The organism is Streptomyces sp. NBC_01198, from assembly GCF_036010485.1.
Taxonomy (GTDB): domain Bacteria; phylum Actinomycetota; class Actinomycetes; order Streptomycetales; family Streptomycetaceae; genus Actinacidiphila.
Genome location: NZ_CP108568.1, coordinates 4,386,010 through 4,411,761 on the forward strand (window position 1 = coordinate 4,386,010; position 25,752 = coordinate 4,411,761).

At 74.9% G+C, this 25,752-nt stretch carries 22 protein-coding genes; 9 read left to right on the forward strand and 13 right to left on the reverse strand.

The window, feature by feature from the left end; all coding sequences use genetic code 11:
• Nucleotides 1-79 precede the first annotated feature (79 nt).
• On the forward strand, nucleotides 80-2,314 hold the full coding sequence (gene katG / locus OG702_RS19770) for a catalase/peroxidase HPI (protein WP_327290228.1): 2,235 nt from the start codon (nucleotides 80-82) through the stop codon (nucleotides 2,312-2,314).
• 42 nt (nucleotides 2,315-2,356) lie between these two features.
• Here the strand turns inward: katG and OG702_RS19775 are convergent, their stop codons facing one another.
• The 7 genes from OG702_RS19775 to OG702_RS19805 all read right to left on the reverse strand — a co-directional run bounded on the left by OG702_RS19775 (nucleotide 2,357) and on the right by OG702_RS19805 (nucleotide 15,543).
• Entirely contained in the window at nucleotides 2,357-2,950 is a 594-nt protein-coding gene (locus OG702_RS19775; protein ID WP_327290229.1) for a hypothetical protein, read from the reverse strand.
• Nucleotides 2,951-2,990: 40 nt separating this feature from the next.
• The gene (locus OG702_RS19780) at nucleotides 2,991-7,433 is read right to left on the reverse strand and encodes a CHAT domain-containing protein (RefSeq protein ID WP_327290230.1); all 4,443 of its coding nucleotides are present in this window, start codon (nucleotides 7,431-7,433) and stop codon (nucleotides 2,991-2,993) included.
• Complete coding sequence (locus OG702_RS19785; protein WP_327290231.1) at nucleotides 7,430-10,399, reverse strand: protein kinase domain-containing protein; 2,970 nt, start codon at nucleotides 10,397-10,399, stop codon at nucleotides 7,430-7,432. Before OG702_RS19785 ends, OG702_RS19780 begins: the two co-directional genes overlap by 4 nt.
• Before the next feature lie 414 nt (nucleotides 10,400-10,813).
• Complete coding sequence (locus OG702_RS19790; protein WP_327290232.1) at nucleotides 10,814-11,431, reverse strand: FHA domain-containing protein; 618 nt, start codon at nucleotides 11,429-11,431, stop codon at nucleotides 10,814-10,816.
• Complete coding sequence (locus tag OG702_RS19795) at nucleotides 11,419-12,111, reverse strand: 4Fe-4S cluster-binding domain-containing protein (protein WP_327290233.1); 693 nt, start codon at nucleotides 12,109-12,111, stop codon at nucleotides 11,419-11,421. The genes OG702_RS19790 and OG702_RS19795 overlap by 13 nt, the downstream gene beginning before the upstream one ends.
• A complete protein-coding gene (locus OG702_RS19800; RefSeq protein ID WP_327290234.1) occupies nucleotides 12,102-14,240 on the reverse strand; it encodes an AAA family ATPase in 2,139 nt (712 codons plus the stop codon). The genes OG702_RS19795 and OG702_RS19800 overlap by 10 nt, the downstream gene beginning before the upstream one ends.
• Complete coding sequence (locus tag OG702_RS19805; RefSeq protein WP_327290235.1) at nucleotides 14,230-15,543, reverse strand: hypothetical protein; 1,314 nt, start codon at nucleotides 15,541-15,543, stop codon at nucleotides 14,230-14,232. Before OG702_RS19805 ends, OG702_RS19800 begins: the two co-directional genes overlap by 11 nt.
• Nucleotides 15,544-15,808: 265 nt before the next feature.
• On the opposite strand from OG702_RS19805, the gene OG702_RS19810 reads away from it, so the two are divergent.
• The 3 genes from OG702_RS19810 (at nucleotide 15,809) to OG702_RS19820 (ending at nucleotide 17,984) form a co-directional block, all read left to right on the forward strand.
• Nucleotides 15,809-16,534: a hypothetical protein gene (locus OG702_RS19810; protein WP_327290236.1), complete on the forward strand. Its 726-nt coding sequence runs from the start codon at nucleotides 15,809-15,811 to the stop codon at nucleotides 16,532-16,534.
• A 4-nt stretch (nucleotides 16,535-16,538) separates the two neighbouring features.
• The gene (locus OG702_RS19815) at nucleotides 16,539-17,225 is read left to right on the forward strand and encodes an RES family NAD+ phosphorylase (RefSeq protein WP_327290237.1); all 687 of its coding nucleotides are present in this window, start codon (nucleotides 16,539-16,541) and stop codon (nucleotides 17,223-17,225) included.
• A 75-nt stretch (nucleotides 17,226-17,300) separates the two neighbouring features.
• On the forward strand, nucleotides 17,301-17,984 hold the full coding sequence (locus tag OG702_RS19820) for an ArsR/SmtB family transcription factor (RefSeq protein WP_327290238.1): 684 nt from the start codon (nucleotides 17,301-17,303) through the stop codon (nucleotides 17,982-17,984).
• Nucleotides 17,985-18,019: 35 nt separating this feature from the next.
• Here OG702_RS19820 and OG702_RS19825 read toward each other — a convergent pair whose 3' ends face one another.
• Together OG702_RS19825 and OG702_RS19830 are read right to left on the reverse strand one after the other, a co-directional pair.
• A complete protein-coding gene (locus tag OG702_RS19825; protein WP_327290239.1) occupies nucleotides 18,020-18,571 on the reverse strand; it encodes a COG4315 family predicted lipoprotein in 552 nt (183 codons plus the stop codon).
• Nucleotides 18,572-18,702: 131 nt separating this feature from the next.
• Nucleotides 18,703-19,287, reverse strand: coding sequence for a helix-turn-helix domain-containing protein (locus OG702_RS19830; RefSeq protein ID WP_327290240.1), 585 nt, complete (start codon nucleotides 19,285-19,287; stop codon nucleotides 18,703-18,705).
• A gap of 78 nt (nucleotides 19,288-19,365) precedes the next feature.
• Between OG702_RS19830 and OG702_RS19835 the strand changes: the two genes are divergently transcribed.
• Entirely contained in the window at nucleotides 19,366-20,340 is a 975-nt protein-coding gene (locus tag OG702_RS19835; protein WP_327290241.1) for a class I SAM-dependent methyltransferase, read from the forward strand.
• 40 nt (nucleotides 20,341-20,380) lie between these two features.
• Here the strand turns inward: OG702_RS19835 and OG702_RS19840 are convergent, their stop codons facing one another.
• Nucleotides 20,381-20,866: a helix-turn-helix domain-containing protein gene (locus tag OG702_RS19840; RefSeq protein WP_327290242.1), complete on the reverse strand. Its 486-nt coding sequence runs from the start codon at nucleotides 20,864-20,866 to the stop codon at nucleotides 20,381-20,383.
• Between the two features lie 165 nt (nucleotides 20,867-21,031).
• Between OG702_RS19840 and OG702_RS19845 the strand changes: the two genes are divergently transcribed.
• Nucleotides 21,032-21,301 (forward strand): helix-turn-helix domain-containing protein, encoded by a 270-nt coding sequence (locus tag OG702_RS19845; RefSeq protein WP_327290243.1) that lies wholly within the window; start codon nucleotides 21,032-21,034, stop codon nucleotides 21,299-21,301.
• Between the two features lie 204 nt (nucleotides 21,302-21,505).
• Nucleotides 21,506-21,970, forward strand: a complete 465-nt coding sequence (locus OG702_RS19850; RefSeq protein WP_327290244.1) for a DoxX family protein — start codon at nucleotides 21,506-21,508, stop codon at nucleotides 21,968-21,970.
• An 86-nt stretch (nucleotides 21,971-22,056) separates the two neighbouring features.
• On the opposite strand, the gene OG702_RS19855 is transcribed toward OG702_RS19850, so the two are convergent.
• From OG702_RS19855 to OG702_RS19865, 3 genes are all read right to left on the reverse strand, one after another.
• A complete protein-coding gene (locus OG702_RS19855) occupies nucleotides 22,057-22,257 on the reverse strand; it encodes a hypothetical protein (protein ID WP_327290245.1) in 201 nt (66 codons plus the stop codon).
• A 269-nt stretch (nucleotides 22,258-22,526) separates the two neighbouring features.
• On the reverse strand, nucleotides 22,527-23,498 hold the full coding sequence (locus OG702_RS19860) for an STM4015 family protein (RefSeq protein WP_327290246.1): 972 nt from the start codon (nucleotides 23,496-23,498) through the stop codon (nucleotides 22,527-22,529).
• A gap of 105 nt (nucleotides 23,499-23,603) precedes the next feature.
• Nucleotides 23,604-24,173: an ATP-binding protein gene (locus tag OG702_RS19865; protein WP_327290247.1), complete on the reverse strand. Its 570-nt coding sequence runs from the start codon at nucleotides 24,171-24,173 to the stop codon at nucleotides 23,604-23,606.
• 215 nt (nucleotides 24,174-24,388) lie between these two features.
• Between OG702_RS19865 and OG702_RS19870 the strand changes: the two genes are divergently transcribed.
• Together OG702_RS19870 and OG702_RS19875 are read left to right on the forward strand one after the other, a co-directional pair.
• The gene (locus OG702_RS19870) at nucleotides 24,389-25,162 is read left to right on the forward strand and encodes a GntR family transcriptional regulator (RefSeq protein ID WP_327290248.1); all 774 of its coding nucleotides are present in this window, start codon (nucleotides 24,389-24,391) and stop codon (nucleotides 25,160-25,162) included.
• 19 nt (nucleotides 25,163-25,181) lie between these two features.
• Nucleotides 25,182-25,724 carry a GNAT family N-acetyltransferase gene (locus OG702_RS19875; protein WP_327290249.1) on the forward strand — a complete coding sequence of 181 codons (543 nt, stop codon included), beginning with the start codon at nucleotides 25,182-25,184 and terminating at the stop codon, nucleotides 25,722-25,724.
• The last annotated feature ends 28 nt before the right edge of the window (nucleotides 25,725-25,752 follow it).

Here is a 25,752-nt window from a genome sequence, read left to right on the forward strand (position 1 = left end):
GCCCCCCGCTGTCCTGTGCCCTGCTGCCCACACCCCGCAGCTCCTGAGCACGTGATCCGCCAGGTCCGGAAGGATTTCCATGACTGAGAACCACGACGCAATCGTCACAGACCCGAAGTCGGAGAGCGCGGGGGGCTGCCCGGTCGCCCACGGGCCGCGCGCCCCGCACCCGACCCAGGGCGGCGGCAACCGCGAGTGGTGGCCGGAGCGGCTCAACCTGAAGATCCTCGCTAAGAACCCGGCCGTGGCCAACCCGCTCGGCGAGGCCTTCGACTACGCCGAGGCGTTCAAGACCCTCGACCTGCCGGCCGTCAAGCGCGACGTCGCCGAGGTGCTGACCACCTCGCAGGACTGGTGGCCCGCCGACTACGGCCACTACGGCCCGTTCATCATCCGGATGGCCTGGCACAGCGCCGGCACCTACCGGATCAGCGACGGCCGCGGCGGCGCCGGGGCCGGGCAGCAGCGCTTCGCGCCGCTCAACAGCTGGCCGGACAACGCCAACCTCGACAAGGCCCGCCGCCTGCTGTGGCCGGTGAAGAAGAAGTACGGCCAGTCGCTGTCCTGGGCCGACCTGCTGGTGCTGGCCGGCAACGTCGCGCTGGAGTCGATGGGCTTCGAGACCTTCGGTTACGCCGGCGGCCGCGAGGACCGCTGGGAGCCCGAGGAGGACGTGTACTGGGGCCCGGAGACCACCTGGCTCGGTGACGAGCGCTACACCGGCGACCGCGAGCTCGAAGGCCCGCTCGGCGCGGTCCAGATGGGCCTGATCTACGTCAACCCCGAGGGGCCCAACGGCAACCCCGACCCGCTGGCCTCGGCGCGCGACATCCGCGAGACCTTCCGCCGGATGGCGATGAACGACGAGGAGACCGTCGCGCTGATCGCCGGCGGCCACACCTTCGGCAAGACCCATGGCGCGGGCCCGGCCGAGAGCGTCGGCGACGACCCCGAGGCCGCCTCGATCGAGCAGCAGGGCCTCGGCTGGCGGAACACCTTCGGCACCGGCAAGGGCGCCGACACCATCACCAGCGGCCTTGAGGGCGCCTGGACCAACACCCCGATCGCCTGGGACAACAGCTTCTTCGAGATCCTCTTCGGCTACGAGTGGGAGCTGTCCAAGTCCCCGGCGGGCGCGCACCAGTGGAAGCCGAAGGACGGCGCGGGCGCCGGCACGGTCCCTGACGCGTACGACGCGGCCAGGACCCACGCCCCGACGATGCTGACCACCGACCTCGCGCTGCGGGTCGACCCGGCCTACGAGCAGATCTCCCGGCGCTTCCTGGAGAACCCGGCGGAGTTCGCCGACGCCTTCGCCCGCGCGTGGTTCAAGCTGACCCACCGCGACATGGGCCCGATCGTCCGCTACCTCGGCCCCGAGGTGCCCACCGAGACGCTGGTGTGGCAGGACCCGCTGCCCGCGGTCACGCACGAGCTGATCGACGCGGCGGACGCCGCCGCCCTCAAGGAGCAGATCCTCGGCTCCGGCCTCACCGTCTCGCAGCTGGTCTCCACCGCCTGGGCGTCGGCCTCGACCTTCCGCGGCAGCGACAAGCGCGGCGGCGCCAACGGCGCGCGCATCCGCCTGGAGCCGCAGCGCGGCTGGGAGGTCAACGGACCCGACCAGCTGCCGGCGGTGCTGCGCACCCTGGAAGGCGTCAAGGACTCCTTCAACGCCGCGCAGACCGGCGGCAAGCAGGTCTCGCTGGCCGACCTGATCGTGCTGGCCGGCGGCGCCGCCGTCGAACGGGCCGCCAAGGACGGCGGTTTCGTGGTCGAGGTGCCCTTCACCCCGGGCCGCACCGACGCCTCGCAGGAGCAGACCGACGTCGAGTCCTTCGTCGCGCTGGAGCCCGCATCCGACGGCTTCCGCAACTACGTGGGCAAGGGCACCCGGCTGCCGGCCGAGTATCTGCTGCTCGACCGTGCGAACCTGCTGACCCTGAGCGCGCCCGAGATGACCGTGCTGGTCGGCGGCCTGCGGGTGCTCGGCGCCAACCACGCCCAGTCCACGCACGGCGTGCTCACCGCCACCCCCGGCGCGCTGACCAACGACTTCTTCGTCAACCTGCTCGACCTGGGCACGACGTGGCAGCCGACCTCGCAGGACTCGACCACCTTCGAGGCCCGCGACGCCGCCACCGGTGAGGTGACCTGGACCGGCACCCGTGCCGACCTGGTCTTCGGCTCCAACTCCGAGCTGCGCGCCCTCGCCGAGGTCTACGCGAGCGACGACGCCAAGGAGAAGTTCGTCAGCGACTTCGTCGCCGCGTGGGTCAAGGTCATGAACCTCGACCGGTACGACCTGGTCTGAGTCCGCTCCGGCCGGACGTGGTCCGGTGCGCGGCCCCGCGGTTCACGGCGAGCTGCGGGGCCGCGGTGCGTCCCGGCCGTGGGACGGCCCCGTCACGTCCAGGTCGGCGCGCATCGCCGCGCGCATCCGGGACAGCAACTGCCAGCCGCGCCGGATGCCGGCCTGCGCGGCGGGGAGTTCGTCGCCGTCGCGGGGCACGCCGCGGGTGAGCCGGGCCAGGGTGCCGTAGATCGCCCCGAGCGCGGTGTTGACCTCGCGGACCTCGGCGAGCACCGCGTCGGGCACGATCATCTGCGCCTCGGCGTAACGCCGGCGGTATTCGGCCCGCGCCGTGTCGACCGCGGCGAGCGCCGCGTCCTGGTCCTCGGCGCCGGGGTGCAGCAGGACGTGGGCGTGGTCGTTGAGGGCCGCCAGGTAGTGGCGGGCCGCGGTGTTGAAGACGGTGTAGGCGGCGCGGCGGTCGGTCACGTCAGACTGCCGCCGCTGGGCCGCGAGTTCGGCGGTGCGGGTGCGTTCGAGGCGCTCCCACTCCTCGCGGCGGGCGGCGTCGCCGCGGCGCTGGGTCAGCCACGCCGAGCCCAGCGTGCCGCCCACGCCGATCGCCGCCGCCAGTAGGCCCGTTACGGCCGAGTCCATCACGCCTCCCCTTTCGCGCGGCCCCGCGGCCGGTCCGACCTCAGTGTCCCTGGCAGGAGAACGCCGCCCACAGATCGAGTGCGGCCGGATCGCCGTCGTTCAGGATGTCGGCGATGGCGCGCGGCATGCCGGCCGGGAGCTCCCGCTCCGGGTCGAGCAGCCACAACTGGGCTTCGCGCAGGGCCCGTACGGGCGTCGCGCCGCGGCGCAGGCGGTCGTGGAAGACGTACATCATCAGGCCGGTCAGGCCGTCGGGGACCTCCCAGCGCGAGCCGACCACCGCGGTGGCGCCGGCGGCGAGGAAGGCCGTCGACAGCGTCAGCGCCTCGTCGAGGTCGCCGGCGGCGTGGTCGCTGACGCACGCGTCGAGGACCACCAGGCCGCCAGGGGCGCCCGGCGGGCGGCCGCGTGCCTGGCGCAGGATGTCGCGGACCGGCAGCCGGCCGCTGCCGCCCGCCGGGCGCGCGAGCAACAGGCAGGCGTCCAGCGGGGAGTTGCCCGACGGGCGGGCGTGGCAGGCCAGATGCAGCAGCGAGGCCCCGGCGCCCCCGCGCCCGGGCAGCGCGGCCAGCACCTCGGCGGGCACGCCCCGTCCGACGGCCCGCCGCACCGAGCCGAGCAGCCGGCCGCCGGGGCTGTAGAGGGCGGCGTGGATGTGCCGCGCCTCGGTGCTGGCCCCCGGCAGCGTGCCGTCCGGGTTCCCGACGATCACCGGCGCCGCGTCAAGCGGCGGGCGGGGGCGGTTCGAGACCTCGTGCAACTGCCTGGCGGAGGCGGCGTACGACAGCGTCATCCGCTCGACGGCCCGCACCGGGCGCCCGCCGTACCGCAACCCGCTGCTGAGCAGCGCGGCATGCCACGGGATGCCGCCGAGCTCCCCGAACGGCACCATGACCAGGTGCGGTTCGTCCCCCGCCGCCCGCACGAGCGGCGAGCGCGACAGCGGCGCCATGACGACGGGCCCGGCCCAGTCGCACACCTCCTCCAACGTGCCACGCCACCGCGCGTGCGCGGCCGCCAGCCGCCCTGGATCGGGGTCGCGGCCGGGCGCGCCGCCGCTGTCCGCCGGCTCAGCGGCGGTCCCGTGCGCCGTGGTTGGGGTACCGGCCGTGGCGTCGGGCGCCGTGAGTGCGGGCGGGCCGGGCGGGTGCGGCGCCGGTCGCCCCGGATCGAGCTCGTCGTCGGGCGCATCACTGCTGTCCACTGGCTGAACGGCCGTCGCCCGCGCCGTGGTTGCTGTGCCGGGCGTGACGCCGGGCGCCGTGGAAGCGGGCGAGCCGTGCGGGTCCGGTTCCGTACTCTCCGGATCCGGCTCGCGGCCGGGCGCGCCGCTGTCCTGCGGCTCAACGGCGGCAGCCCGAGCCGTGGTTGCCGCCCGGGCCGCACCGCCCGCCGCCTGGGGAGCAGGCGGTGGCGGGCCCGCCCGGGCGGTGGCCGCCGCCTCCGGGGCCGGGCCTGACGGGTAGGTCGCGGCGTCCAGGGCTTCCTGGTGGGCGCGGTGGGCCGCGCGGTAGGCGTGCAGGGAGGTCAGGGAGTCGTGGCGCAGGAGGCCGAAGGTCACCGTGTCGACGGCGGCGTCGCGGGTGACGATCACTGCCGAGCCGGGACGGTCGCCGCCCGGGGGGAGCAGGTAGACCAGCGCGTCGGCCCCGGCTCCGCGCAGGGCGGCGGCGATGGCGTCGGGGGCGAGGGGGGTCATCAGGGCCGTGCCGGCCCGGGACTTGGCGAGCGCCGCCAGCGTACGCTGCCGCAGGTCGTCGGGCAGCGGCAGCTCCGCGCCGTCGCCGAGGCCGCCGAGCAGCGATCCGGGGCCGTCGAGCAGCGCGCCGGGGTCGGAGATCAGCGGTGCCCTGCGCGTACCGCCCTCCCATTCCTCGGCCAGATCCGCCCGGCCGGCCTCGCGCAGCAGCGCGGGCACGTCGGCGGTGGTGGTGGAGGCGTGCAGCACCAGGCCGCGCCCGAGCTCCAACGCCTCGACGGCGCCTGGCAGATCGCCGTCCGCCAGGCACCAGCGGGCGATCTTCAGCGCCCGGTCGGCGGCGCTGCGGGCCACCTGGAGCGCGGGTTCCGCGGCGGCCTGGAGCAGCACGACGGTGCCGGCGTCGCGCAGCCCGGCGATCCCGGCCCGCCGGGCGGCCGCGTGGTCGCCGGGCGCAGAGCGGGACCGCAGCGACTCGGCGAGGACGTCGGCGATCTGGGCGCTCAGCGGCGACGGGGGCCGGTCCGCCAGCCGTTCGCGGACGGAACGGGCCAGCTCGACCGCCCGGTCGGCGTCGGCGGGCGCGCGCCTGTGCAGGAAGCGCACGTGGCACAGGATCGCCAGGGCGGCGTCGACCCGCAGCCCGACCTGGCTCTGCGGCGCCACCACGCCCGCCGCGTCCTGCAGCAGCTGCTCGGCGGCGGCGACGGCCCGCTTGTTGTACGGGGTGAAGGCGGTCGCCATCATCGCGCCCGCCGCGCGCAGCAGCATCACCGGCCGGTCGGGGTGGTCCTCGGGCAGCGCCTGCGCGGTCTGTGTGGTCAGCACCAGCCCGTCGAAGCGGTCCCGCCCGGTGCCGCCGAAGAAGGACCGCACCACCAGCAGCAGGCCGAAGTCCGCGTCCACCCCGAGGCGTTCCGGGTCGTCCTCGGGCACCGACTCGCGCAGCCGGCGCATCGACTCGACCGCCGCCGCCATGCCGGCATCCGAGCGCTCGGTGAGCGCCAGCATGAACTGCATCTGCACCAGGGCCCGTTCGATGTGCAGCCGGTCCAGCTCGATCAGGTGCACCTCCATCGGCACGGTGGCGGCGCCCCTGGCGACCGCGCCGACCTCCCTGAGGTAGCGGGCGGCGGCCTCCAGGTCCTGGTGGTCGCCGCCCGCCTGGTAGCGCTGGTAGAGGTTGACGGCCAGATTGTGCAGGCACACCAGCCGGTTGACGTCGTCGGCAGCCGCCTGCCGGAAGGCCGCCGTCAGATGGCGGATCGCCGCTTCCAGGTCGTCGGCGGAGTTGGACAGCGCGTGCCGCTGGCTGAGGGCGGCCGCGTACGCCCCGTGCGCGGGGGTGCCCGCGTCGGAGACCCCGGAGGGCAGCCGCGCGGACTCGTTCAGCAGCGCGATCGTCCGGTCGACGCCTGCCAGGTCGGGGGCGACCTCGTCGTGGTGGACGAGGGTCGCGTGCGCGAGCTGCTGTAGCAGGTCGCCGCGCAACGGGTCGTCGGCGGGGAAGAGTTCGGCTGCTCGCTCCAGATGGCGCAGCGCCTCGTCGTTGTCGTAGCGCGCCGGGTGGAATTCGCGCAGCGCGTTGAGCAGGCAGCCGAGGACCGCGTGGGTGGCCGGGCGCAGGTCGTCGTCCTCGGCGAGGCCGTCGAGCGCTTCGCGCAGCAGCCCGGCCGCCTCCTCGTTCTCCGCGGTCGGCGCGCTGCCGGGGGGCGCCGGGTCCACCCGTTCCGCGAGGGCCGTGCCGAGCAGGGCGTTCGCCCGGGCGAAGTAGACGTTAGCCGGGTCGAGCAGGCGGCGCAGGTCGCGCAGCCGCGCCAGATACGCCGGGCGGTCCTCGGGGCGTACCCGCCCCTCGCCGCGCTCGCGGTAGGCGTCGACCAGGTGCCCGGCGGCGAAGATCCGGGCCTCGTGCTCGTCCGGCAGCGTCGCGGCCAGCAACTCCAGGTGCTCGCAGGCCAGTTCTTTGTCCGTGGCCTCGGGGGAGCCCTGGAGCAGCCGGATCAGCCTGACCCTGGTCTCGGTCTCCAGCTCGTCGGCCTCGTCGGCCCACGATCCCGCCCCGTCCTGCGAGGGCTCCCACCCGGCCGGGCGCAGCTCTTCGAGCACCGAGTCCAGGACGGCCGCCGCGTGCCGCAGTCCCTCGGGGGTCGGGTCGAGGTCGTAGCGGTCGGCGAGCGCGCAGCCGTAGGCGGTGAACAGCCCGGGGTGCGGGTCCTCGTCGAGCAGCGGCAGGCCGTCGTCGAAGGCGGCCAGCGCCTCGTCCAGGTCGTCGCGCGCGCCCGACCCGGTGACGGGATCCGGGCCCGGCGCCGCGTCCGCGGCGCCGGCGGCCTCGGCGTCCAGCGTGTCCTCGTACCGCCCGTGCAGCAGCAGGCCGAGGCGTACGCACGCGGTGGCGTACGCCGGGCCGTCCGCCGGCAGGGTGGCGCGGGCCAGGGCGAGCAGCGAGGCCGCGCTGCGGCGGGTGCCGTCCAGGTCCTGGAGCGCGTAGGCCTCCGCGTTGCCGCGCACCGCCTGCCAGTAGCCCACCGAGAGGGCCAGGCCCAGCAGGTAGCGGGCGCGGGCCAGTTCGGCCGGATCGGCGGCCGCAGCCCTGCCCTCCAGCAGGTCGCGGGCCCGCAGCAGGGTGTCGCGGCAGCGCCGCCAGAAGGCGCCGGCCTCCGCCGGGCGGTCCTGCTCGTCGTGCAGCTCAAGCAACCGCTCGGCGTGGTCGAGCAGTTCGGCGGGGCCCGCGTCCTGGGCCGGTTCCGGCGGGCCGAGTTCGACCGCGGGCGCGGTCATCGCCCGGCGCGCCGGGTGCGGCGGACGGCGAAACCAGCCGCGTAGAGGCTCAGTGGGAGGGCCAGCAACAGGGCGGCCCAGAAGGCCTCGTGTCCCCACAGCCCGGCCAGGCCGTCGAAGAGGCCGGACAGCACCGGCACGCTCACGGCCTTCGCCGGCTCCACCGGCGGCGGCCAGAAGCCGAGGACCAGCACGCCGGGCACCGCCCACCGCAGGATCCGCCGGGCGGTCGCGGGGACGTTCAGCGCGGCCAGCACGCAGAGCACCGCGCAGGCCACCACGAACTGCGACTGGTAGGAGGCTCCTTGCTGCCCGGTGCCCCACGAGCCGGGCGTCGGGTGCTCCCCGGTGTAGGCGACGCGCACCTCGACGGCCGCCCACAGCAAGGTGATCAGCGTCAGCAGCGCGGCCGCGGCGAAGAGCGCCCGGTCCCTGGCGCCGAGCGCGCCCGGCCGCCAGCGCGCCGGGCTCTCGTACGGGCGCCGCGGCAGCCCGGCGCGGGCGCGGCGCTGCTCGCCGCGCTCGCGCAGCAGCGCGGCCCGCTGCTCCTGGGCGGTACGGGCCTGGCCGAGCAGCCAGCGGGTGAGCAGCACGAGCAGCACGACGGCCACCGGCACCACGATCAGCCCGACCACGCCGTTCCACCTGCCCCAGCCGCCCAGCAGATGGCGCAGCCGTTCCGTCGCCCAGCCGGGGGCGTGCAGCGGGTGGAGCGGCGGCAGGTCGGGCCGTGCGTAGCCGACGTAGGCCGCGAGCGCTGCCGCGGCGAGCAGCATCCGCGCCGAGATCCGGGTAGGGGCCGCCGCGAAGGCCACCGCGCCGGCCAGCGCCACCGCGCACAGCCCGCCCTGGGTCACCGAGGCGACGTCGGCGGCCTGTGCGAGCGGTGCGGTCAGCTCGTCGGAGGGGTCGACGGTGTGCCTGCCGAGCCCGTTGTCGTGGACGAACCTGAACATCGCGCCGGACCAGATCGGCAGCCACAGCAGTAGGAACAGCGTGCCCGCGGCGCCCAGCCGCTGCGCCAGCGGCACCCGGGCGCCGCCCCACCACTCGGCGAAGCTGCTCTCGTGGTCCTGCCCGATCGCGTCCGCCCGCAGCGCCCTGGGCAGCAGGACAGCCGCGGTGACCAGCGCACCGCGCCCCGCCACCGTCCGCACGTCACCCGTGGCGGCCCTGCGGTGCAGGACGGCCCAGCGGCGCAGGAAGGCGGCGTCGGGCGAGCGGCGGTGCAGCAGCGCCGCCGCCCGGTGCCGCAGCGCGCCCAGCCGGGCCAGCGCGGCGAGCGCTCCGGGCGGCGCCTTCGCCAGCAGCGCGGTGAGCGGCACCGGCAGCCCGGCGAGCGGCAGATACGCCCGGCCGCGCTGCCCGGGGTGCACGACCAGCGCGGCGGACAGCCCGTAGGCGGCATCGGTCTCGCGCTGGTCCGCGCCGCCGTCGCCGCCGCCGCGCCGCCCGAGGGTGCGGGCCCTGGCCCGGAAGTCCTCGATGGTGCGCGGCAGTTCGTCGGCCAGCGCGAGCAGCACCGCGCAGGGCCCCTGCCCGCACTCCGGGTGGGCGCAGCGGAAACGGGCCGCGATGGTCGGCACGTTGGCCTTGAGCAGCTCGTCGATGAAGGCCACCGCGCCCTGGCCCTGGGCGATGCGGACGATGCCCTCGGCGTCCACCCGCCGCCCGCGGTACTGCGGGGTCGCGGTGGGCGCGAAGACGGCGACGAAGGACAGCGCGGCCACGGCGGCGCGTACCGCCGTGTCGGGGGCGCCCTTGAGGGTGAGCAACTGGCCGCTGTCGTAGGAGGTGTCGGCCAGCTCGTCGCGCAGCCAGGCCGCCAGGCGCGGGCCGTCGGCGCCGGCGAGCCAGTCCGCGGCCTCCTGGGAGTGCTGGGCCATCGCGGCCGCCAGGGTCGCGGCCTCGTGGTGGGCGGTGCCGCGGAAGGTGATCGGCCGGTTGGCGTGCGGAGCCGCGGCGGGCCCGGCCGCCGGTGCGGCGGGCCGGATGACCGGCGGTGTCTCGTCGCGGAGCCAGCGGCGGACCTCGGGCGCGGTCCACCGGTCGTCGGGGTCCTTGGTGAGCAGGCCCTGCAGGAGCAGGTTCTGCCGCTCGTTGGTGACGGTGGACAGGTCCACCTCGTGGTTGATCACCAGCCGCCGCGTCCAGGCCTCGTCGGTGATCCGCGCGTCGTCGCCGAGCACGTACAGCGGGCGGCCGGTGAACACCTGGTAGAGGACCAGGCCGATGGTCCACCACGGGGTGGCCCGCAGGTTCTGGTGGGCGATCTGCTCCGGCGCCATGTAGAGGACGGTGATCTGGAAGTCGTGGTAGCTCTGGCTCGCGGTGAAGCGGGCGACGCCGCCGAAGTCCGCGACGACGAACTGGTGGTGGCCGCGGCCCCTGCCGCTCCCGCCGCCCTCCTCGGCGGTGCCGCCCTTCGCGTCGACCGGCCGGACGAGGATGTTCGCGGGCTTCAGGTCCAGCGGGTTGCGGTCGATACGGCTCTGCCAGAAGTCGAGCAGGTCGGTGAGTTCGCGCACCGTCGCCTTGACCCGCCGCTCGTCCTCGCGCGGCCTGCCGTCCCGCAGCCGCCGGCCCAGGTGGTCCTCGAACGTGGTCGGCAGATACTCCATGGCGACCCAGCCGCAGACGGCCGAGCCGACCGCGACGTCGCCGAACTCGTGGATACGCGGTACGTGCCGCCGGAATTCGGGCCTCGCCAGGTAATCGAGGGTGTCCATGTCCATGACCTGGCCCGGGTGGGCGATCTTGACGGCCGCGTCGGTGCCGTCGGCCAGCCGCCGCACATGCCAGACAGCGCCCTCGCTGCCGACGCCGGCGATGCCGTAGGGCTCGTAGCGGTCCCGCAGGCCGGGCGGGAACTCCGCCCGGGCCGACGGGACTTCGCGCCGCGTCGGCGGATCGCTGCGGCGCGCGCCGGGGATCTGGACGGTGGCGGGCTCGGGCGCGCCCTGCACCCGGGTGCGCGGACTCGGCTCGGCGTCCGGCGGCGCTGCGTCCTGGGGTTGGGCGCGGGTCGGGGGGCTGGGCGGGGGTGCGTCCTGGGGTTGGGCGCGGGTCGGGGGGCTGGGCGGGGGTGCGTCCTGGGGCTGGACGCGGGTGGGCGGACTGGGGGACGCCGCGGCCTGTTTACGCGTCGGGGGGCTGGGCGGGACCGCGTCCTGCGGTTGGGCGCGGGTGGGCGGGCTCGGCGGAGGCGCGTTCTGGGGCTGGACGCGGGTCGGCGGGCTCGGTCGCCTGCCCGGTGGGTCGGCGGCGCTCGACGGCTCCTCGGTCGGGTTGTCGGCCATGCGGGTCCTCAAAGGGTCACTTGTCGCCCGGCGTTGCGGCCGGGCTTCCTGCGGATGCGGGGATGCCGGCGGGAGGCCGGCTCAGCGGGGTGCTCCGTACTCGTCCAGCTCGATCACGTTCACGTCCACCGCCTCGGGCTCCTGGGCCAGTTGGAGGCGGTGGGCGCCGGGCCACAGCTGGACCGGGCGGGTGACGCGCACACCGTCCACGAACGTGCCGTTGACCGAGTCGGAGTCGGTGACGTAGAGCCGGCCCGCCTCCCACCGCAACTCGGCGTGCACGCGCGAGACCTGGTCGAGCGCTTCGAGGCCCGGTACGTGGGCGCAGTCGGGTGCGTCCCGGCCCAACGTCGTACGCCCCCGGTCGGCGGGCTGCACCGGGACCACCACGCCGAGCAGCACCAGAGCCACCTGCGGGGCCGCGGCGGCCGGCCGCGACGGCGCGGGCGCGGGCGTAGGCGCGCGGGACGGCTCCGCCCGCGCCTGCCGCCCGGGCGCCGGCGGCGCAGGCGCGGGGGCCGCCTCCACCACCGCCTGCCGCACCGTCTCCGCGGCCGGCTCCTCCGACTCGGCCGTCAGGTAGACCCGTTCGGGGACCAGCGGCTCCCAGTCGTGGTTGGGGCAGAAGCCCCGGCGCGGTGAGGACGGGCACTCGTCGGGGGTCACGGGGCAGCGGTAGCGGGTGGTCACGGTCGCCATGTGTTCTCCCGGAAGGTCACCCCTCGGGCGGCCAGGTCCCTTTCCAGGGCGCTGAGTTCACCGGACCGGGGGACACCGATGATATGGACGTCGCCGTCCGTCACGCGCACCTGCAGCTCAGGGCGGTCCGAAGTGCGCTCCAGGTGCGGGCCGTAGCGGCGGCGGCCGAGCGGGGTGCGCGGGATCAGGTGCTGGTTGGCGGAGCCGCGCCAGACCAGGCCGGTGGGCTCGCCCGCGCGGTACCGCCCGGTGATGACGGCGTCCGCGCGGTCGAGCGCCGCCGCGGCCACCGGTGAGGCGGCGATCTCGGAGTCCTCCCAGCCGCTGTAGACGAGCAGGTCGGCGTCCGTCCGCCCGGCCTCGGTACGGAGGCGGTCGGCGCCCGCCAGCAGCGCGCCCAGCGCCGCGGGTTGCTCCAGCGGTTCGCCGCCGCTGACGGTCAGCCCGTCGTAACCGTCGGCCAGCGCACCGGCCCACAGCCCCAACAGCCGTTCCAAGCCCACGTCCTGGCCGCCGCCCGGGTCCCAGGTCTGCCGGGACATGCAGCCGGCGCAGGCCAGCGGGCAGCCCTGGACCCACACTCCGAGCCGCCTGCCCGGGCCCAGCGCGGTGACCGGCCCGAGCACCTGCGACACCCGCAGCACCGGACCAGGCGCGGGGGCGCCGCCGGTCACATCCATCGCCGTACCTTCAGCGTGTACGCCTCGTCCTCGCCGTCCACCGCCTCGACCTCGATGTGCTCGCCCGGCCGGGCCGGCTGGTGGAAGAGCTCCCGGGACAGCGGGTTGACCAGGGCCGACTCCACCGCGGTCACCACCCCGCGCCCGCCGTGGTCCAGCCGCCTGGTGGCCTCGACCCGCAGCACCTCCCAGGGCTCGTCGGCCACCGTCAGCTCGGCGCCGTGCACCTCCTTGACCCGGCCGGTCACCGAGGCGAGGGCCTTGTTGAGGATCGGCGGCACCGACGCGGGCTGGATGAAGTCCATCGCGACGAAGCTGTCGCCGAACCTGTTGCGCAACTCCGGCCGCCCGATGCGGTCGTTGAAGAACGCGTCGAAGGCCATCCGCAGCGCCTCCCTGACGTCCTCCGGCTTGTCGTGCCGGCTCAGCCGCGGCTGCTTCCTGGCCTCGGCGGCCTCCCTGCTCTCGTCGTCCTGGCCGTCCCCCTCCCCGTCCTCGCCGCTGCCGCCGGCCGCGGCCCCGCGGCGGTCCCGGGGGCGGACGATCTCCGCCGACACCCCCAGGTTGGAGGTGAAGATCAGCACGCACTCGGTGAAGTGGACGGTGGCGCCCTGCCCGTCGGTGAGCCGGCCGTCCTCCAGGATCTGCAGGAACAGGTCGAACAGCCGCGGGTGCGCCTTGTCGATCTCGTCGAAGAGCAGCACGCTCATCGGGTGCGCCCGCACCGCGTTGGTCAGCTCGCCGCCCGCGCTGTGCCCGACGAAGCCAGGCGGCGCCCCGATCAGCCGGTCCCTGGCGTGCTCCTCGGCGAATTCGCTCATGTCGAAGCGGATCGGGCGGGCGTCCTCGCCGAGGATCATCGTGGCGACGCCCTTGGCGAGTTCGGTCTTGCCGACGCCGGTGGGCCCGGACAGGAACAGCGTCCCGCGCGGCCTGCTGGGCGAACTGGACGACTGCGCGCCGGTGAGCCCCGCCGCCGAGCGCATGAAGATCTCGATGGTGCGCCGCACCGCGTAGGGCTGGCCGATGACCTGGCCGTTGAGATAGGCCTCGCCGTTGAGGATGTTCTCGCGCACCGCCGTGGTGGCCCACGGGTTGTCGATCACGCCGACCCGGTAGAGCCGGGCGGCCTCGTCGAGGCGGTTCAGCGGCAGCCGCCGGTCGGCGGCCATCCGGCCGACCGCCAGGATCTCGCCGACGCCCATGCCGTACGACGAACGGGCCAGCGCCTCAGTCGCGTTGAGCTGCTCCTCGTCCGTCGCCTGCTCGCCGCCGTCGGCCTTCCGCCGCCGGGCGAGCCGGTCGACCACGAAGCGGCCGGCCGCCCGGCGCTGGTCGTGCGGCGGCTCGGGGACGGTGACGACCCGCAACGCCCGGCTGCCGATGGCGAACTCCAGCGGCAGGTCCTCCTGCTTCTCCACCACCCAGAACAGCGTGTTGTACGGCATGACGCCCGCGGCGCCGCGCACCGGGCGGGCGGTGTGGCCCAACTCCTCCGCGGTGGCCAGCAGTCGGCCGGCCTCGCCCGCGACCGGGCCGCGCGGCGAACCGAGGCGGGCGGTGTAGGGGACGATCAGGCCGATCGCGGGGCCGGTGTGCTCGACCGTGCCGATCATGATCTCCCGGAAGCGGGAGAGCGCCCTCTCGGTGTCGTCCTGGCCGTCGTCGTCCTCCTCCGGGTCCTGGCCGTCGTCCACGCCTGCGGCCGCGGAACCGCCGGCCTCCCGCCGCTCGCGCTGCGCGCGCTCCCGGTCGGCGCGGGCGTCCTCCTCCGCCATCCGGCGCAGGGCGGGCGGGAATTCGAAGGCATCGCCGGTGAGCCGCCAGGCGACCACCCGGTCGATGACCAGGCTCTGCCGCGCCAGGGCGCCGTAACCCCGGGCGCGGCACAGCGACTCGATCACGTCCTCCAGGCTGTAGGGCATCAGGTCGCCCTCGGCGTCCGGTGCCGCCACCCCGCCCGCGCCGTCCTCCGGCAGCAGGAAGACGTCGCGGACGTTGCCGGTCAGCAGGACCTGCGGGTAGACGGTCAGCGCCATGTCCAGCTCGCGGATCCACCCGGGCGCGAGCTGCGGCGCCGGCCGCTCCTCCTCCTTGCGGTACGCACCGCCGTTGCCGTCAGCGCTCACGCGGCCGCTCCTGCGCGTATCCGGTGCGGCGGGCCGGCTTGGCCTTCTTCCTCGGCTTGCGGCGCCGGTCCGCCGGGTCGCCGTCGTCGTGGCCGCGCTCCGCGTCCGGCCAGGAGCCGTCGGGCACCACGGCCGTGGGCAGGACGCCGGGCGGCAGCGCCGAGGTGCGGGACAGGTCGACGCCCTGCTCGCGCACCGCGTCCTCGATGGCGGGCAACTGGGAGTCGCAGAACCAGCGTTGGACCTCCCGGTCCGCCTCGGCCGCCGCCTCCCGGCCGTCCGCGGCGCCGCCGTCCTGCTCGTCGCCCGCCGTGTCGTCGAACCCGGCTTCCGCGGCCCGTACCAGCACGGTGGTCAGTCCCGGCCGGTCCCGCGCGAGCGCCAGCCGCACCCCGTAGCCGTCGGGGACCGCCCCGGCGCCCGACGCCTCGGCCGCGTCGGCGGCCTCGCCGAACGGCACGACGACACTGCCCTGTTCGGCCAGCAGGTCGGCGAAGCCGTCGCCCACGGCGTAGCGGCGTTCGCTCAGCACCTGCATCAGGGTGTCCGCGAGGGTGGACCGGTGCCGGGCGGTGTCGGCCGCCGCCACCGCGAGCTGCACCTCCCGCTCCAGGTGCGACGGGTCGGGCGCCTGCTTCACCGCCGCCGTCAGGTGCTCGCGGTCCGCGGGGGAGGCGTCCTCCAGGCGGTCGAGCAGCCGGGCCCGCAGCGCGGCCAGCCGTACCGCGTGGCGCTGCCGCTGGGTCGACTTGTGCACCAGGACCCCGAGGTCGTGCAGCAGCGTCCTGGCCTCGTCCGCGCTGCCCGCCTGCCGTAACGCCGCCAGTCGGCGGGCGAAGACCGGCAGGTCGTCCGGCTCGCAGGACGCGCCGTCGCGGCGCAGCATCGCCTCGGCCTCCACCAGGGCGGAGGCCCGCACCTGCGCGGTGCGGTCCGGCGCGGCGGCCACGGCCGCGGGTTGGGCTGCCGGGGCCGCGGCGTGCTCGGCGCCCGTGTCGGCCTCGCTGCCCGGCGGGACGGTCCACACGTCTGCGGCGATCCTGCTGAGCTCGGCCTCGGCCTGCTCGTTGGTCCTGCGGGCCGACTCCAACGCGGCGGCCAGCTCCGCGGAGTCCGCGGAGGCCGGTACGGACACGAGGTGCACGTCGACCTTGGGCGTGCGGTACGCCCGGCGCAGCGACCTGGCCTGGCCGCGCAGATGGTGCGTGCGGGCGGTCTCCTGTGCGAGCTGCCCGCGCAACTCCCTGCGCCGCTCGGCCTCGACGTCCACGTAGGACCAGCTGTATCCAGCGGAGTTGCTCATGGACCCTCCCCCGGGGCCGCAGGTGAACCGCGTGGGAGTGGGCGCGTCGTCGGTGCGGGCTGCGCGCCCGCCGGCGGGCGACCGACGGCGTGCACCGGCTCCCTCGGGCGATGCCAAGCGCCATGATGCATCAACTGCCGCGCGGAATGTGCCCGTTCGGCCAGATCCCGGCCCGCCCTGCTGCCCGCGCTGTTACGGTTTTTCCCGCTGGCCCCCGCCGTGAACCCGGCTGCGGGCCCGGGAGCGTGGAGGGGGGTGAGGCGGAATGCCGTTCCTGCGGGACGCGGTCGAGGCGATCAGTGCCAACTGGTCGGAGCTGTCAGGGCTGCTGGACGCGGCCGAGCGGGACGAGGTCGTGGCGATCATGGCGGACGCCGACGCGGACCCCTGGGCCGCCGCCGACGAGCTGCGCGACCTGGTCAAGCCCCTGCTGCCGCCCGGCCACCCGGTGCGCGAGGCGCTGACCCCGTCGGGACTGCGCTTCCACGCCGGGGAGACACTGGAGGCCGACCACCCCGCGCTGCGGGAGTCGTTGCGCCACTTCCGCGGGCTCCTGGCGGCCGAGGGGTCCGCCGCGCCAGCCGTCGCCGGAGAGCCGGCGCCGGCCGGCGGCCCGGCGTACGCGCCGGAGCCCGCCGCCCCGCCCCGCTACGTACCCGACGCCGACGACACCTGGCTGCTCGCCGAACCCGCCAGGCCCGCCGCCGAGTTGGGACTCAGCCCCGAGCAGGCCGGGCGGCTGATCGTGCTGACCGACGCCCAAGGGGTGGAGCGCGCGCCCGCCTTCCAGCTCGACCCGCGCACCGGCACGCCGTATCCGGTCGTGGTCGAGATCAACCAGCTGCTGTCGGCCGACGAGGACCCGTGGGGCGCCGCCGACTGGTGGCTGGGCTCCAACGTGTGGCTCGACGCCCCGCCCGCGCGGCTGCTGGGCACCGGAGTGGACCACGCACTGCTGTCCGCCGCGCGGGCCGAGATCCCGGAGTGGTGAGTACGTGCCCGACCAGATGATCCCCGCCCCGACGGTCCGGGCCGCGCCGCACCGCCATGTGCTGCCCGCCGGAACGGAGTTGTGGCGGGTGCACAGCGTCCGCCGCGCCGCGACCGACTTCAAGGCCGTCCCGGCGGACCTGCACTGGGGCGGCGGGCGGTTCTGCGACATCAGGGACGAGCTGAGCACCGACCGGCGCCCGTATCTCTACGCCGGCCTGTCGCCGCTGACCGCCGTGTGCGAGACGCTGGCCCGCGACCTGCGGACCCGCCAGGACGGCCGGCGGCGGATCACCCAGCCCCGGGTGCGGGACATGCTGCTGTCCAAGGTCGTCGCGGCCGTCGACCTGCCGCTGGTCGACCTGACGGACAACTCCCACCTGGCCGCGGTCCACCAGGACATCTGGCTGGTCCAGGCGCAGGCCCCGGAGTATCCGCGCACCCGCCGCTGGGGCTCGTGGATCCGCGGCCAGGCGTCCTGGGCGGTGGGCATCAGGTGGCCGTCCCGCCAGGACTCCGGCCTGGTCTCGGGCGAGGTCTGCGCCCTCTACGACCGCACCGGCGGCCCGGGGCTGCTCAAGCCGTCCTCGGACGACCCGCTGGAGCTGAACTCCGCGGCGGGCCGCGACTACCTCAACGACCTGCTCGCGCCGCTGCGCATCCGCGTCGAGCACCCCCGCAGGCGCCCCTGACCGTCCGGCGGCCGCCCGCCGGACGGTCGCGACGCGTCGGCGGCCGCCGAAGGGTGCGGCGCGCATGATGGACATATGTCACTCGCCGCCACCGCCGCACTGCTCGCCGACCGCACCCGTGCCGCCTTCTGCCTGGCGCTGCTCGACGGCCGGGCGTGGACCGCGGGCGAGCTGGCGCGGCACGCGGGGGTGGCGCCGTCCACCGCGAGCGAGCACCTGTCCCGGCTGGTCGCCGGCGGCCTGCTGGCCGAGGAGCGGCAGGGCAGGCACCGCTACGTACGCCTGGCCGACAACGCGGCGGCGCTGGTCGAGGACCTGTCCGCCTACGCGCTCGACGCCGGTGCCGCGCCGGCCCCGCACAGTCTGCGCGAGTCGGTGCGCAGGAGCGCCGAGGCGCGGGCCAGGACCTGCTACGACCACCTCGCCGGCCGCCTCGGGGTGGCCGTCGCCGACGCGGCCCTCGAACGGCGGCTGGTCACCGACGACGCCGGGCTCGCCGTGACGGAGGCGGGCCGGGCCTGGCTGGCCGGGCTCGGCATCGACGTCGCCGCCCTGCGGGGCGGCCGCCCGGTGCTCCGCCGCTGCCTGGACTGGACCGAGCGCCGGCACCACCTGGCCGGCGCGGTCGGCGCGGCCCTGTGCGCGCGGGCCTTCGAGCTCGGTTGGGTGGAGCGGATCGGCTCGGGCCGGGCGCTGAAGGTCACCGCGGACGGCGAGCGGGCGTTCCGCGACCAGCTCGCCGTCGACCTACGCGCCTGACGGCGAACGGCGCGGCGGGCGGGCGGCGGGCGGCGTCAGTATCCGCCGCCGCCGGGGTTCTGCGAGGACGACTTGGTGATCTGCTTGCCGTTGGTGCCGAGCACGTACCACTTGGCGCCGAAGTTGTTCAGGCCCTGCCCGTTGACGTTGCCCGGCTTCTTGTCGCCGGCGAAGTGGTAGAGCGGGTGGCCGTTGTACGTCACCTGCATCGAGCCGTCCGAGCGCTTGGTGGTGGAGAGCTTCTTGCTCTGGGCGCCGCCGGACGCGGTCGGCTTCCCCTTCACGATCAGCGGCGGCCACGCGGTGGCGCAGGCACCGGTGCAGGTCGACTTCGTCGTCTTGTCGGCCTGGAAGAGGTAGAGCGTGAGGTTCTTGTCGTTCACGAGGATCTTGCCCAGCGGCACCGACTTGGTGTTCACCGTCGCCGGAGCGGCCTTCGCCGCCTCCTCCATCGCGTAGGAGGTGGAGGGGGACGCCGTCTTCCCGGCGGACGAGCTGGGGCTGCCGCTGCCGGAGCAGGCGGTCACCGCGGCGGTGGCGAGCGCCGTACTCGCGACGGCGGCGGCGATGCGGACATGGGGCCTCACGGCGACTCCTCGGCTCTACGGGTGGGGCCGCCCGGGGCGGGCGGACGGCGGCCCGCCTGGCAGGGGCCGCACGTCCACTACACGACGGCGCCCGCCGTCCGGCCACACGGGAGCGCCGTCCGGGGCATGGGTCACCGGCGCGGCCTGGCGCGTACGTGCATGCGCTCGCCCTGCCGGCCGAAGAGGCTGAGCACCTCGGCCGGTTGGCCGCCGGCGCCGCTGAACCAGTGCGGCAGCCGGGTGTCGAACTCGGCTGCCTCCCCCGGCTCCAGCGTCAGGTCGTGGTCGGCCAGCACCAGCCGCAGCCGGCCGTGCAGCACGTACAGCCACTCGTAGCCCTCGTGCGTGCGCAGGTCGGGTTCGCTGCCGCGGGCCGGGACGATCATCTTGTACGCCTGCAGCGGGCCGGGCCCACGGGACAGCGGTACGACCGTGCCCCCGTTCGGCAGGCTGCGCGGCGCCAGCCGTACCCGCGGGTCCCCGACCTCGGGCGCGCCGACCAGGTCGTCCAGCGGTACGCGGTAGGCGGCCGCGAGCGGCAGCAGCAGCTCCAGGCTGGGGCGGCGGTGGCCGGACTCCAGCCGGGACAGCGTGCTCTTGGAGATGCCGGTGGTCTCGGAGAGCGCGGCCAGCGTGAGCCTGCGCTCGGCCCGCAGGCGCCTGAGCCGGGGGCCGACCCCGTCGAGCACCGCTTGGTGGGGCGCCGAAGTGTCCATAGGCGCATTCCACAGCGCCGTCCCGGAAACAGCAACGGGAGTTGCCACCCTCTCGCGGGCCGGTCCACCCTGCCCGGTATGAGCGCTGACGCATCCACCCGAGGGCCCGCACAAGGGCAGCAGCACCACGGCAACGGAGACCACGGCCACGGAGGCCCGGGCCACGGAGACCACGGTCACGCCGGCCACGGCCAGCGGACCGACATCGACTGGGAGGCGATGGCCGACACCCTGGAGAACGCCGGTGAGCTGCGGCTGCCGCTGCTGCGCACGACGGCGGCCCGGCTACGGGAACTGCTCGGGCCGCGGCACGACGTCCGCCGCGTCCTCGACGTCGGCAGCGGCCCCGGCGTGATGACCTGCGTCCTGGCCGAGGAGTTCGGCGACGCCGAGGCGGTCGCCGTCGACGGCACCCAGGCGCTGCTCGACCGCACCCTGGCCCGCGCGGAACGGCTCGGCCTCGGGAGCAGGGTCGGCACCAAACTCGCCGAGCTGCCCGACGGCCTGGACGACGGCCTCGGCCGCGCCGACCTGGTGTGGAGCAGCATGGCCGTGCACCACCTCGGCGACCAGCAGGGCGCACTCGACGCGCTGGCCGGGACGCTGCGGCCCGGCGGCCTGCTCGCCGTGGCCGAGGGCGGCCTGCCGATGCGCTTCCTGCCGCGCGACATCGGCGTCGGCCGGCCCGGGCTGCAGGCCAGGCTGGACGCGGTGCAGGAGGAGTGGTTCGCGATCATGCGGGCGGAACTGCCCGGCTACACGCCTGCGGTCGACGACTGGCCGGCGATGCTCACCCGGGCCGGACTGGCCGAGGTCACGACCTTCACCACCGTCCTGGACATCCCCGGCCCGCTGCCCGCCCCGGCGCGCGCCCACCTGCACGCCTACCTGAGCCGGGTCCGCGAGACCGTCGCGGGATCGCTCCCCGAGGACGACCTCAGCACCCTGGACACCCTGCTGTCCCCGACCGCTCCTGAGGGCATCGCGCACCGCGCCGACGCCTTCCTGCTGGCGCCGACCACGGTCTTCGCGGGCACCCGCGCCTCGGTGTGAGGCCGCGCCGCCGCGGACGAGGCCGGCGACCCGGCGGGCGTTACGGCGCCGGGTCGCCGGCCTCGTCCGCGGCGGGACGGGCGACGTAGGAGGTGATGCGGCCGGCGAGCGTGTCGTACTCGGCGGCCGTCAGGCCGAGGCGCGCCTGGCGCAGGACGGCCTGAACCAGGGGCCACCGCTCCTCCACCCGGCTGCGGCCGGACGCGGAACCGGGGTCCGTGCCGCGGCCGAGTGGTGCGGCCGTGGCGTCGGCCTCGCGCAGCACGGCGGCGGCGCCCTCGCGCCCGGCCCCCGCCAGCTGCTCTGCCGTGACGCCGACCGCGCGGGCCATCCGGGCCAGCGTGTCGTCGGGGCTGCGGACCGGCACCTTGGCGCGGCTGACCAGCTGGTAGCCGGAGACCAGCTGGCGCCACCGGGTCTCGCTGATCCCCGCCCGCCGGGCGGCCTCCCGCTGGGAGAGCCGCGAGCCGACCAGCGCTTGCTTGATCAGCTGTCCCTCGGGTGGCGCGTCCGGGCCCTCAGTCATGCGACCGAGCTTCGCACAACTACGCATTCTGCGTCCACCTGCTTCGGATTTTTCGCCCCGCCTGCCCAAGGCCTACCTGTGCGTATCCGTGTCAGTACGCAGGTAAAGCCGCGTAGCTTGCGCGTACTACTTGTCGCACGCGCTACTACGCGCTACGTTCTCCTCATGGCACCACGCACCCGCACCAGGCCGAGCCGGCTCCACCAGGAGCCGGAGGCGGTCACGTGGGCGCGGGAGAAGGCGGGCCTCACCAAGCGCGCCCTCGCCGACCAGGTCGGCATCTCGGAGCAGCTGATGGGGGAGATCGAGTCCGGCTGGCGCAGCGCGACCCCCGCCAACCTCATCAAGATCGCGGCCGCGCTGAACTGCCCGATCGTCGTCCTGGAGCGCAAGCGGCACGCCACGACGGCCCCGGCGGCCACCACCGCCGACTGACCGCCCGCCGACGCCGAGCCGGCGGCGCCCCGCGCCGAGCCGCGGATAACCGGGTGAAGAAGAACGCCGAGCGCGCTGAACAACTCCGCCCGGCGGTACGTACCACTCCCCGGCAGACGTCCTCCGCACGACCGGCCGCCGGGGTGGGGCCGCTCCGCGGTCGCCACCTGCCGACGTCCGTCCCCCACGTCAAGGAGTGTCGTCTTGGACACCGACAAGCGGCTCGATGCTGCACGCCCCTACGTCTTAGCCCTGTTCCGCATGGTCGTGAGCCTGCTCTTCGCCTGCCACGGAGCGGCCACCGTGCTGGGCGCCTTCGGCGGCCCCGACGGCGGCCGGCCGGCGCTGGGCGCCTGGCCCGGATGGTGGGCCGGGTTGATCCAACTGGCCAGCGGAATCCTCGTCTTCGTCGGCATCGGCGACACCGGCACCCGCCTCGCGGCACTGGCCGGCTCCGGCTCGATGGCCTACGCCTACTTCACGGTGCATCAGAAGCACGCCCTGTGGCCGATCCAGAACGGCGGTGAGCCGGCGGCCATGTTCTGCTGGAGTCTGCTGCTGATCACGGTGATGGGACCGGGGGCGTGGTCCCTGGTCCGGGTGTCCAGGAGGTTCCAGCCGGCCGGCGCCGTCCCCGTCCCCGCCGAGCGCGAGCCCGAACTGACCTGACCCGACGGCACCCAGCGGGTCCGTCACCCGCCCCGTGACACCTCCGCCCGGCCCGGGCGGAGGTGTCACGGCCGCCTCGGGGGCGCTCAGCCCCCGTGGGTGCCGCCGCTGCGGTAGTCGGTGTACGTGTACGGGTTGTCCAGGATCTTCGTCGCCGGCACGTCCGGGTTCATGCCGCGCTGCCACGCCTCCTCGCCCAGCTCCGCGCGCAGGTGCTCCACGGTGGACTCGACCGTACGGCGCACCGCGGCCAGGTCGGTGTCCAGCAGCCGGCCTTCGTGCTTCACGATGCGGCCGTTGACCAGGACGGTGTGGACGTCGGCGCGCTGGGCCTGGAAGGCGACGTGGCCGTGCGGGTTGAGCAGCGGGAAGGAGACCGGCGAGTGGCGAGCTGGGCGCCCACCCCTTCCTCACGCTCACCCTCTTCATCGCGATGTTCGAGCGCGACCACGCCGAACCGCTCGCCTTCCAGCGCCAGTACGCCGAGCGGCTGGCCCATATGACGCTGCCCTACCCGGACATCAGCACCTGAGGGACGTCCGCGCCCCGGGGGTGGTCAGTCCCCCACCGCCGTGCAGCGGTGGAGGACGCCGTCCTGCTCGTACTCCACGCCCCGCTCGTCGAGGTCGACCTCGACGCCGGCCGGCTCCAGCGCGTCCCTGAGCCGCCGGGCGGCGGCGTCGCCGACGAAGTTGTGGTGCAGGTCGAGCCACGACAGGTGGGTCAGCGGCTGCCCGGCCAGCAGCGCCGCCACGCCCTCGTCGCCGAGCACCCCGAGCGACAGGTCGAGCGAGGACAGCCGGGCGACGACCGGCGCGCCGGCCAGCGCGGCGGCTATCTCGTCCTGGAGGGCGCTGTTGCGCAGGCCCAGGTGCCGCAGCGCGGGCAGCCGCTCGCCGGCCAGCAGCGGCGCCAGGTCGGCCACGGTGGCGTTGCCGCCGCACTCCGGCACGCCGAGCCACAGCTCCAGGTACTCCAGCGCGGGCAGCTCGCTCGCGGCGACCCCGCGCACCACCCCCGCGGGCAGCCCGCCCGCCTCCACGGCCAGCGTCCGCAGGTGCTCGTGCCGCAGCGGGCCGAACACCAGGTCCGTACCGCCCCGCACCCCCAGCTCCCGCAGCTCCGGATACGCGGCGAGCACCGGCGTCATGTCGCTCTGCGCGATCCAGGCGATCTCCGCGTCCTCCATCTCCAGGTCCCCGACGAAGACCGCCCGCAGCCCGGTCAGCCGCTCCCGCGCCTCCACCAGCAGCCGTACCGCCTCGGCCGAACTCTCCCCGGCGTCCTCGTCGAGCACGTCCCCCCACGGCCCGACGACCAGCGCCCGCACCCCGCCCGGGTCGACCCCCGCCAGGAAGCGCCCCCACACCTCCTCGTACGACTCCTCCCCGCCGTCCCCGTACGGATCGACCCCGACCCGCCAGGCCACCTCCCCGGCCTCCGGCAGCTTCGCGGCATCCTCCCCGGCAGCGGGAAAGTCGAATACGGGCAGGCCGTGCAGTTCCAGCAAGCGCTCTACGGCGGACATGTGGTACTCCCCTGACGCGGACGGCTCAACACAAGGATTTCTACCAACGCCCCGCGCCGCCTCTGCAATGAGGCCCGCCGTTCGGCGACGACCCACCTGAGCGCCCTACCGACCCGGCGGTCCACCGCTGTCGGAGCGGCCACCGAGATCGAAGCGGCAGCAGACGCTCTTGCCGCCCTGGTCACGCGGCGCCCACCACACGAAGTCCGAGAGCTGACGCACGATATGCAGCCCGCGCCCCCTGTCCGGCAGCAGCGCCTCGGGCAGCTCGTCCGCGAGGCCGGAGGTGAACGGCTCACCCTCGGGCAGCGTCGGTGCGGTCGAATCCCCGTCCTCCACGTCCACCAGGAGCCAGCCCGGCCACAGCCGTAACGTCACGGCCAGCACCGATCCCCGCAACGGCGACCGCCCGTCGGGAACGGCGTGCTCTCTCGCGTTCCCGACCAACTCCGAGACGCAGCTGCGCACGCTGTCCGCCAGCGGCGCCAGCCCCCAGTCGTTCAACGTCACCGTGACCATGTCACGCGCCACCCGACCCGTGTCGGGCGCGTCGACGGGCAGAGTGAGCTTCCGGAAGCGGTCCGCCGGGTGACGCTCCTCGCCGACTGCCGCTCGCTCCGGTCCTGCGCACCTCACGTTGTCCATCCCCGGCCCCGATTCCATGCCACTGGTCACCGTTCCTTCGCTCGGCTGGGTTGGGGCCTGCGGCGAGGCAGGGCTGATCTTCCCCACGCACGTGCGGTGATCCCGACCCCAGCCCTCAGCTGGCCCACGCCAGTGTTATAACTGGCCTGAGCCAGTGAAGTGGCTCAGGCCAGTTGATGTCAACCCGTTCCAGGAAGCTGGCTCAAGCCAGGCACTAGGCTGGTCAGAGCCAGTCAGGAGGGATCATGGTGGACGGCTCCGCAGACAAGAGGCCGCGCAGCCAGCAGATCGCCGCGGAATTGCGCAAGGCGATCGAGGACGGCACTTACCTGCCCGGCACCAGGCTTCCGTCGCAACGCGATCTTGCCCGGCAGTACGACGTCGCGCGCAATACGGTGGACGAAGCGCTGAAGGTTCTCGGCATCCAGGGACTCGTCACCTCGGAGTGGGGGCGGGGCGTATTCGTCCGGGAGAAGAAGCCGCTCATCCGTCTCGGGAGCGACCGGTACTCGCCGAAGTACCGGCAGTTGGAGCTGTCCCCGTTCCTTCTGGAATGCGCGAAGCAGGGGAAGCGCGGGCGTTTCGAAGTCCTCGGCATCGAGCGGGTGCAGCCGGATCCTGAGCTCGCAGAGAAGCTCAAGGTCCCCCTGGGCAGGAAATCACTGCTGCGCAGGGAGAACGTCTTCTACGCCGACGACGATCCCGTGTACCGCGTGACGACCTGGATCCCGTGGAGCATCGCCGAAGGCTCGGGGCTGGTCGAGGCGGAAGTGCCGCACCGGTTCGGCATCCACGGCGTGCTGGAGGAGCGGGGGCACGTGATGACCAGGATCAACGACGAGATCACCGCCAGGATGCCGACCCCCGAGGAGATCCAGTACCTCCGGCTGCCGCGCGGCGTCCCGGTGCTCGATGTGCTCCACACCAGCCTCGACCAGGACGGCGAACCGTTCGAGCTGACTCGTTTCGTCATGCGGGCCGACATGAACGGCCTGCACTACAACGCCCCCGTCGAATAGTGGCTGAGGGAGAATTTCCATGGCCCATGACGCCCCCGCCGAAGACGCACCGGTCGTTCGTCCCCGCCTCCGGGGCGATATCCCGGCAGCGGCCGCCGGGCTCGTCGCCGTTCACGAGTCGGACGGTTATCCGGTCGAAGGCGTGAGCGAGCCCGAAGCGTGGCTCACACCTCCCGGAATGGTCAACGCGTGGGTGGCGGAGATCGGGGGGACCGTCGTCGGGCATGTCGCGGTCAGCCGACCCGACGGGGAAGAGGCCGTTTCTCGCTGGCTCGACCGGAGCGGTGTGAGCACCGAAGGCGGGGTGGGGGTCCTGGCCCGGCTCTTCGTGGTTCCGGCGGCCCGGAGCAAGGGCGTCGGTGAAGACCTCGTGCGGGCGGCCGTCGCTGACGCCCGGAGCCGGGGGATGCGACTCGTCCTGGACGTGCTGACCAAGGATACCGCCGCGATCCGCCTCTACACCCGGCTCGGCTGGACCGGCCTCGGCACCGCGGTCCACACCTTCGCCGAGGGCCGGCAGGCGGCGGAAGCCCTGTGCTTCGTCTCGCCGCCGGCGGGCTGATCCCGGCCCCGCCGGGTACGTAACGAGG